Genomic DNA, 7,508 nt, shown 5'->3' with positions numbered 1-7,508 from the left:
CGGGCGGGCCGGATGGCGGGCGGGCCGGATGGCGGGCGGGCCGGATGGCGGGCGGCCGCCCCCGCCCGCCGAACGGCACGGGCGGGCGGGGGCGGCCGCACGAGGCGGCTCCGGTCAGTCGACCTGGCCGTTGTGGTCCGTGCGCCCCTTGGGCGTCAGCGGGTTCATCGCGGTCACGTCGCGCGGGAGGAGGTCGAAGCCCTGCCAGTGGATCGGCATCGGGCTCTGGTCCTCGTCGCGGGGGACGTGGTGGAACGGCACCGTCACCCACATCACCGGGTCGGTCAGCGTCTCGCCGTTGACGTATCCGGGGATGTCCTGCGCACCGCATTCCGGATCGGCGTTGAAGCTGGCGAACTTCTCACAGGCTTTGGCCTGCGTGAACGATACTGCGGGCGACTGCGCCGGGTTCGCCGCGTACTGCTGGTTGGTCACGGTCTGCACCAGCTCGTAGCTGCGGTTGTGCCCGTCCGCGTTCTTGCTGCTCTGGCTGACGACGCGCCACCAGCGCAGGTTGGCGTTCTGGAACGAGCCTTCCTTGGCGATGTCGGTCTTCGCCGTGCTGTAGACCTCGCCGCGTTTGCCGCGCGCGCCGGTGTCGACCGTGTCGTACTGCTCGACCTTCTCCCGCCCGTCGCCGTCGATGTCGAAGTCGACGCGCCACGTGGCGTTGTGGAAGTGGTTGCCGGCTATGCCGGTGGCATTCTTGCCGATGGGCCAGCCCTTGTCGGGCGTGGTCCAGTCCTCCGGCGACAGGTCGCCGGTGGCGCCGAGCCGCGCGGAGACCTGGCCGTCGTCGGCGAAGCGCCACTCGGTGACGTACTCGTACCAGTCGACCTTGGAGATCGTGTAGATCACCAGGTCCTGGCCGTTGGCGGTGAACAGGTCGCCCAGGTCGGGGCTCATCCATTCCTGTTCCTGCGAGCGGTACGCCAGGCCGGCGTCGACCTTCTGGACGCACAGGACCTTCTTCGCGTCCTCCTTCTTGCCGATCCACTGGCCCTTGAGCTTGCCGCCCGGGCACTCCTGCTTGGCGATCGCGTGCGAGAAGTAGCCGCCGAAGCCGTACGACGTGATGTCGTTCCACTGGTGGTCGCCCGAGTCGTACGGCACGTTCAGCTGCGCGAGCTGCGCCGAACGCAGCACCGTGATCGGGTACTTCTCACCCTTCGGCTGGTAGCCGACGCGTTCGAGGACGAGCCCGGCCTTGGTGTCGATGCGCCAGCACATGCGCCATTCGGTGCCGGACTTCAGGGTCTCCTGCACCATCGCGTTGTTGCCGCAGTAGTTGAAGCGGTCCTGGTCCTTGCCGGCGGCGGCCGCGGCCCCGGCGGGTGCGGCGAGCACGGTCGCCGCCATCGCCAGGGCGGCGAGGCCGGCCGCCGCCCCGGTCGCCTTGCGGCGCAGTCTGCGAATCATCGGAGTCTTCCTCTCATCCGACGCCGGATGGGCGCGGCGGACCGGTCGGCCGGTCATGCGGGAGGTCGTACGGGCGGTCATGCGGGCGGTCATTGGGGCGGGAAGACGGCGCGGGCCGACAGGTCGACCACGGTGCGCGTCGTGTCGAGGTACACGCCGCCGCGTACCTTGACGAAGAGGATCAGGCAGCGGTGCGCGCCGCACTGGGCGGTCGCCGTGTCGCCGATGTCGGCGATGTACGACGAGCCGTTCGCGTCGAGCTGCTCGGGTCCGGCCAGCTCCGTGCCGGTGGCGGCCTTGTACTGGGCCTTGAGCGGAGCGCCGGACGGGGACGCGACCAGCAGCTTGAGTGCCTCGGCGGTTTCGGTCCGCGACGGGGCGGGCTGCATGTTCGGCGCCTGGGATGAACGTTCCAGCACCCCGGCGGTCAGGTTCACCACGCGCTTGGCCAGGGTGTTGTCGGCGTAGTTGTAGAAGTAGACGTCGGCGCGGCGGGGCGCCTTGCCCGGGTCGGTCTCGGCCGGCAGCGGGTCGGACAGGTCGACGGTCAGCGGCTCGGGACCGGCCGCCCCGGTGACGGTGCGGGCCGACTGGCGGAGCGCCGGGTCGACGGCCAGCCGCAGGGCGGTGTCGATTTCGTCGGGGGTGAGCGGATCCCGGCCGCTGCCCGTCGCGGGGGCGGGGCCCATCGGCTCGCTCTCCGCGGGGACGTCGCCGCCGGGCGACACCGATGCTTGTCCGCCGGGAGCGGCGGCGCCGGCCGTCCCCGCACCGCTGCCGCCGGGTGCGGGCGATCCGGCCGCGGCGGGCTTGCCGCTCTCCCCGGACGCCCCCATCGGGATGGCGATGGCGATCGACGCGACGGCCGCGGCCACACTGAGTCCGGCGCCGACCAGGACGCGGGACAGACGCCGGCTCCGGGGGACGTCGGCCCCGGCCTCCGCGGACGGCGTAGCCGACGACTGCTGCGGCGGGGTTTCCTCCGCCGGGATATCCCCGGTTTCCGGGGGTCTGTTGTTCACGTGTCCTCCAGCACGGACTTCCACGGGTTTGCACGGGCCTCTGCGGCCTTCTGCGGCTGCCGGCCCGGGCGGCCGCGCGGCCGGGGCCCGCAATGGAGGATCGAGGTCCGCGGTAACGCACAATGGCGCGTTGCATTTCCGCCCCGTTAATTAGCGGAATTGCAGCCCGCGGAATAGCCGTCGAAAATCCGGACATTCCCGGAGGCATGCCCGGCCAGGCGCAACAGCCCGCTCTACTAGAGGAACAGGCAGGTGGGAGCGCGGTCGCCGCGCGACTGCGCGCCTCCGGACGACGGCTCCGCGGGGCCGCGAGACCGCGCATCCGCACAATCACCCTCGGCCTCCCGCGGGTGCGCGCACGGAATTACCGAAAGGAAACCGCGGGCGCCATGCGCGTTTGTCGGCAACACCGCCGGGATACCCCGACAATTGGCGGGTTCCCGACCGTGGGATCGACGTTTGCGGGCGCGGGTGGCGATGGCCGCCGACGCGCCCGCCGGGGGGTGCGCCGGTTGTGCGGCGGGATCTGCGACGCCGACCGGCTCGGGCATGACCGGCCGACGGCCCGGCCATCGCTACTTCGCGGTGATGCCGAGGAGTTCCAGGGCGGTCCGGGCGTGCCGCCGAGCCTCCTCCTCCGTCGGGGCCGGGCGCAGGCCCAGGAGGCGTTCGCGGTGGGGTTCGCCGAGGAGGAGCGTGAAGAGCGCCTCGGCGAGGGGCTCCGGGTCCGGGCCGGGGAGCCGGCCGGCGAGCGCGGTGATGTAGCCGCGCGGGCCGTCGCGGTGGAAGCGGGCGGCCAGTGCGGGGAAGGTCGTGGCCTCGGCGATCATCAGCCGGTGCAGGCCCACCGCTTCGTCGCCGTGCAGCGTCGCGACGATCCGGGCGGCGAGGGCGGCGAGCGGTTCCGGGGAGGCCGCCGCGGCGGGGGCGGCGAGGGCGCGGTCGCGGAGCCGTTCGACGGCGGCGGTGAAGACGTCGGACTTGTCGCCGAAGTAGCCGTAGACCGTGCGCTTGGTGACGCGGGCGGCCGGGACCAGGTCGTCGATCGACGTGCGCTGGTAGCCCTTGGCGACGAACAGCCGCACCGCGGCGTCGAGGATCTGGTCGCGGCGCTCCTCGCGTTCCCGCGCGGTGGGGCGGCCGCGCTTGCGCGCGGGGGGTGGGGGCTGGTCGTGGGTCACGGTGCGGATCGGTCCTCGTCGCGGGGCGGTCGTGGGCGGGTCGGCCGGGTTGCCGGTCGCTCGGGGGGCGGCACCGCCCAGTCTATTAATGAAACGGCTTAGGTATCATTTCTGTCGTGGCCCCGAACGGGCCCCCGTCCTGCCCCACGAGGGTGAGAGGAGACTTCCGCATGCCCGCTTCCGCCACCGCCGCCGACCAAGCCACCGGCACCGGCACCGCGGCCGACGAAACCCCCGGCACCGCCGCCACCGCGGCCCCGCACCTCCCCGACGACCTCCTGCTGCGCTTCCACCGCGAGATGCTGCTGGTGCGGCGGTTCGAGGAGCGCGCCGCGCGGGCGTACACCGAGGCGAAGATCGGCGGCTACTGCCACCTCAACCTCGGCGAGGAAGCCACGGTCACCGGGCTGGTGTCCGCGCTGGAGCCGTCCGACTACCTGTTCACCAACTACCGCGAGCACGGGTACGCCCTCGCCCGCGGCATCGCGCCCGGCCGGATCATGGCCGAGCTGTACGGCCGCACCGACGGCGTGTCCCGCGGCTGGGGCGGCTCGATGCACCTGTTCGACGCCGAAACGCGGCTGCTCGGCGGCTACGGCATCGTCGGCGGCCAACTGCCGCTCGCCACCGGCGCCGCGCTCGCCGTCGACTACCGGGGCGGCTCGGAAGCCGTGCTGTGCGTACTCGGCGATGGAACGACCAACATCGGCGCGTTCCACGAGTCGCTGAACCTGGCCGCGCTGTGGCGCCTGCCCATCGTCTACGCCGTGGTCAACAACGGCCTTGGCATGGGGACGACGACCGCGATGGCCTCCGCCGAACCGGACCTGTACAAGCGCGCCGCGGCCTACCGCATGCCGTCGGCGCGCGTGGACGGCAACGATCCCGCCGCCGTGTACGAAGCGACCCGCGCCGCCTTGGCCGCCGCCCGCGACGGCCGTCCGTTCCTGCTGGAAGCGGTCAGCGGGCGGCTGAAGGGCCACTCCGTCGTCGACCCGGCCAAATACCGGTCCCGCGACGAGGCCGAGGCGCTGCGGGACGCGGATCCGCTCGTGTCGTACACGGCCCGGCTGCGTTTGCTCGGGCTGCTCGACGACGGGGCGGTCGAAGCCGCGGAGGCGGACGCCCGGGCCGCCGTCGCCGACGCGGCCGCGTTCGCCGAAGCGAGCCCGCATCCCGACGTCGCCACGCTCTTCGACTACACCTACGCCACCCCGGTTCCGAACGACACCCGCCGCCTGCCCGGTCAACCGCTGTTCCCGGCAGCCGAGTTGCCGGTCACCGCGACGCCCGGAGGGTCCCCCGCATGACCGACGCACACACCCTCGAAGGCACCGGCCAACGCGCCGACTCGCGCACCGACCCCTGCCCCGCCGCAGGGACGACCGTCAAGACCTACCGCGAAGCGCTCCGGGACACGCTGGCCGCCGAAATGCGGCGCGACGACCGCGTGTTCCTCATCGGCGAGGAAATCGGCGTCTTCGAAGGCTCCTACAAGATCACCGCGGGCCTGCTCGACGAGTTCGGCCCCAAGCGCGTGCGGGACACGCCCATCGCGGAGGAGGGTTTCACCGGTGCCGCGGTGGGCGCGGCGATGCTCGGACTCCGCCCGGTCGTGGAGATCATGACGATCAACTTCTCGCTCCTCGCCCTGGACCAGATCGTCAACCACGCGGCGAAGATCTACGGCATGTTCGGCGGCCAGGCCCGGGCCCCGATGGTGATCCGCACGCCGGGCGGCGGCGGCCAGCAGCTCGGCGCGACGCACTCGCAGAACGTCGAGCTGTACTACTCCTTCGTGCCCGGCCTGAAAGTCGTCGCGCCGAGCAGCCCGGCGGATGCGAAAGCCCTGCTGCTGGCCGCGATCCGCGACGACGACCCGGTGCTGTTCCTGGAGAACCTCGGGCTCTACAACACCAAGGGCGAGGTCCCGGACGACGATGTGCCCGCGGAGATCGGCCGGGCCGCGGTGACCCGGGCCGGCGCCGACGTCACCGTCGTCGCCTACTCGCGTATGGCCGCGGTGGCGCTCCGGGTCGCGGCGGACCTGGCCGCGACCGACGGGATCGACGTCGAGGTCGTCGACCTGCGCAGCCTGCGTCCGCTCGACCGCGAGACGGTCGTCGCGTCGGTGCGGAAGACGCACTGCGCCGTCGTCCTCGAAGACGACTGGCTGACGTACGGCATCGGCGCGGAGATCGCCGCGACCATCGCGGACGGCGCGTTCGACTGGCTCGATGCCCCGGTGCGCCGGGTCGCCATGGCCGAGGTGCCGCTGCCGTACGCGAAGTCCCTGGAGGCGGCGGCGCTGCCGTCCGCCGCCGACGTGGCCGCCGCGATCCGCGACACGCTCCGCGCGGTCGGCCGCGGCCGCTGACCCGGCCGCTCACCGTTCCCTCCCCTGCCGGGGAACCGGGCCGCGCCGGCCCTTCCCCGCGTCCCCGCGTCCCAGAAAAGGCGGAATCATGATCGACATCCGCATGCCGCGCCTCTCCGACACCATGGAGGACGGCGTGGTCGCCGCCTGGCTCAAGAAGCCGGGCGATGCGGTCGCCGAAGGCGACGTCCTGGTCGAGATCGAAACCGACAAGGCCGTCATGGAGTTCGAGGCCTACGAGGCGGGGATCCTCGCGGCGATCCTCGTCCCGGAGGGCGGCAACGCCCCGATCGGCGCGGTGATCGCGCGGTTGGACGACGGCTCGGGCGACGGCGGGGGCGACAACGGGGACGAGCGCAGCGGCGCGGCTGCGGAGGGCCGCGGGTCGGCTGACGCCGACGAGCCGGAGAACGGGTCGCCGGGCGGTGGTGGCGGCGCTCGGGCACGCGCTGCGGGGACCGCGCCGCAGGCGGGCGGCGCGGCCTCCACCGCACCCTCCGGGGCCGCCGACGCCGGCGCGCGCGGTGCCGCCGCTACGGCCTCGCCCGCCGCGGAACGCCGGTTCGCCACGCCCTTGGTCCGCCGCTTGGCCCGGGAACGCGGCGTCGACCTCGCGTCCGTCCCGGGCTCGGGGCCGGGCGGACGCATTGTCCGGCGGGATCTGGAGGAAGCGTCGGCCCGCCCGCCCGCGGTCCGGGCGGCGGAGGCCTCGGCTCCCTCCCCCACCCACCTCGCCACGGCCGACGAGCGCGAGCCCATCGCCGTGCCTTTCGACGCGGTCCGCCGGACGACGAGCCGCCGTCTCACCGAAAGCAGCACCACCACACCGCAGTTCAGCGTCACCTCGGCGGCCGACGTGGGCGAACTCCTCGCACTGCGCCAACGCCTCAACGCCGCCCTTGCGGCCTCCGACGCGCCGAAGGTCAGCGTCAACGACCTCGTGGTCCGCGCGTGCGCGCTGGCGCTCCGGGCGCACCCGGGCGTCAACGCGTCGTACTCCCCCGAGGGCCAGGGCGCGACGCTGCTGCACGGCCGCGTCCACATCGGCATCGCCGTCGCGGCACCCGGCGGCCTGGTCGTCCCGGTGATCCGGGACGCGGACCGCGCCCCGGTCTCCCGGATCGCCGCCGAAGCCCGCCGCCTTGCCACGCGTGCCCACGAACGCAAGCTCGGGGCTGGGGACTTCGCCGCCGGGACGTTCACCGTCAGCAACCTGGGCATGTACGGCGTCGAGCACTTCACCGCGATCGTCAACCCGCCGCAGGGCGCCATCCTCGCCGTCGGCGCGGCCACCCCCGAACCGGCCGTCGTCGACGGCACGGTGGCCGTCCGCCCCCGCATGCGGTGCACGCTGACCGCCGACCACCGCATCATCGACGGCGCCCTCGCCGCGGAGTTCCTCGCGACGCTCATCGGGCTCCTGGAGAACCCGCTGCGGATCATCGCGTAGCGGGGGCGTCAAGACGCCGCCAAGAGCCGCTGCGCAGGGACGCCCGGCGGGCATGTGTC

At 73.2% G+C, this 7,508-nt stretch carries 6 protein-coding genes; 3 read left to right on the top strand and 3 right to left on the bottom strand.

Going from position 1 to position 7,508, the window contains the following annotated elements; all coding sequences use genetic code 11:
- Positions 1-114: 114 nt before the first annotated feature.
- From ACPA54_RS29610 to ACPA54_RS29600, 3 genes are all read right to left on the bottom strand, one after another.
- A complete protein-coding gene (locus tag ACPA54_RS29610; RefSeq protein ID WP_423534453.1) occupies positions 115-1,419 on the bottom strand; it encodes a copper amine oxidase in 1,305 nt (434 codons plus the stop codon).
- A gap of 89 nt (positions 1,420-1,508) precedes the next feature.
- The gene (locus ACPA54_RS29605) at positions 1,509-2,441 is read right to left on the bottom strand and encodes a Tat pathway signal sequence domain protein (protein ID WP_423534452.1); all 933 of its coding nucleotides are present in this window, start codon (positions 2,439-2,441) and stop codon (positions 1,509-1,511) included.
- A gap of 575 nt (positions 2,442-3,016) precedes the next feature.
- Complete coding sequence (locus ACPA54_RS29600) at positions 3,017-3,622, bottom strand: TetR/AcrR family transcriptional regulator (RefSeq protein ID WP_423534451.1); 606 nt, start codon at positions 3,620-3,622, stop codon at positions 3,017-3,019.
- A 170-nt stretch (positions 3,623-3,792) separates the two neighbouring features.
- On the opposite strand from ACPA54_RS29600, the gene ACPA54_RS29595 reads away from it, so the two are divergent.
- The 3 genes from ACPA54_RS29595 to ACPA54_RS29585 all read left to right on the top strand — a co-directional run bounded on the left by ACPA54_RS29595 (position 3,793) and on the right by ACPA54_RS29585 (position 7,449).
- Positions 3,793-4,932, top strand: a complete 1,140-nt coding sequence (locus ACPA54_RS29595) for a thiamine pyrophosphate-dependent enzyme (RefSeq protein WP_423534450.1) — start codon at positions 3,793-3,795, stop codon at positions 4,930-4,932.
- Positions 4,929-5,999: an alpha-ketoacid dehydrogenase subunit beta gene (locus ACPA54_RS29590; protein WP_423534449.1), complete on the top strand. Its 1,071-nt coding sequence runs from the start codon at positions 4,929-4,931 to the stop codon at positions 5,997-5,999. The genes ACPA54_RS29595 and ACPA54_RS29590 overlap by 4 nt, the downstream gene beginning before the upstream one ends.
- Before the next feature lie 88 nt (positions 6,000-6,087).
- Positions 6,088-7,449, top strand: a complete 1,362-nt coding sequence (locus ACPA54_RS29585) for a dihydrolipoamide acetyltransferase family protein (RefSeq protein WP_423534448.1) — start codon at positions 6,088-6,090, stop codon at positions 7,447-7,449.
- Positions 7,450-7,508 lie beyond the last annotated feature (59 nt).

This window comes from Uniformispora flossi (genome assembly GCF_049534875.1).
GTDB classification, from domain to species: Bacteria; Actinomycetota; Actinomycetes; order Streptomycetales; family Streptomycetaceae; genus Yinghuangia; species Yinghuangia aomiensis.
The sequence above is the reverse complement of the archived record's forward strand: the minus strand, read 5'-3'. Positions and strand labels throughout refer to the sequence as shown.

What these genes read in the sequence shown, in the direction of transcription:
- ACPA54_RS29610 (WP_423534453.1), bottom strand. Translation starts at nt 1,419, where the DNA reads ATGATTCGCAGACTGCGCCGCAAGGCGACCGGGGCGGCGGCCGGCCTC.
- ACPA54_RS29595 (WP_423534450.1), top strand. Translation starts at nt 3,793, where the DNA reads ATGCCCGCTTCCGCCACCGCCGCCGACCAAGCCACCGGCACCGGCACC.
- ACPA54_RS29590 (WP_423534449.1), top strand. Translation starts at nt 4,929, where the DNA reads ATGACCGACGCACACACCCTCGAAGGCACCGGCCAACGCGCCGACTCG.
- ACPA54_RS29585 (WP_423534448.1), top strand. Translation starts at nt 6,088, where the DNA reads ATGATCGACATCCGCATGCCGCGCCTCTCCGACACCATGGAGGACGGC.